Source organism: Streptomyces sp. NTH33 (genome assembly GCF_003236365.1).
Classification (GTDB): domain Bacteria; phylum Actinomycetota; class Actinomycetes; order Streptomycetales; family Streptomycetaceae; genus Streptomyces.
Genome location: NZ_POTZ01001020.1, coordinates 1 through 784 on the forward strand (window position 1 = coordinate 1; position 784 = coordinate 784).

The 784-nt window shown below is 71.9% G+C and carries 1 pseudogene; it reads left to right on the forward strand.

Annotated elements, in window-relative coordinates:
* Window positions 1-404, forward strand: a pseudogene (locus C1I97_RS38210) (ROK family protein); the annotation flags it as partial.
* Window positions 405-784 lie beyond the last annotated feature (380 nt).

Here is a 784-nt window from a genome sequence, read left to right on the forward strand (position 1 = left end):
CCATGTACGCCCTCATCGAGGCCCTCCACCTGAACCGCATCGACCACCACCGCCGCCACGAACTGACCCCGGTCCTGTTCGCCACGGCCGCGCAGGGCGACCCCATCGCCCGCACGATCGTCGACCGCCTGGCGGACGAGGTGGCGACCATGGCCACCGTGGCCCTGACCCGCCTGGACCTCCTCGACGAGGAAACCCCGGTCCTCCTGGGCGGCAGCGTCCTGGCCGCCCGTCACCCCCGACTGGACGACACCATCCGCGACCTCCTGTCCACCCGGGCCCCGAAAGCCACACCCCACGTGGTCACGGCGAGCCCGGTCCTGGGCGCGGCCCTCCTGGGCCTGGACCACGTAGGGGCGTCCGCCCAGGTACAGGAAAGGGTGCGGGCGCACTTCGAACGGTGAGCCCTCTCGCAACGTGCGCGGAGTGGGTCCGCTCGCCTCGCTTGAGGGGGTACCCGGCACCCGCCACGACGGCGGGACGGCCGCCCGACGGCGGAAGGGGCCGTGGGGGGGGTGCGTCAACAGCCCGCCGCATACTTCGTCTCTGCCCGGTCCAGCCGTGGCAGCCCACAGCAGTACGCCCGTGCGCGGCAGGCTGGACGCACCCCCACGGCCCCGACCCACCACACACCCGTGGGCGCGACACCGGCCCGGGGAACCGAACCGATTCCCCCGGCGTATTCATGGGCAAGGGGTGGTGCGAAGCATCTCCGCTGCGGTAGCGATACTTGCGGTGACGGATGACCATGGGGGAGGTCACAGTGACACACTCGCCGAAGAGC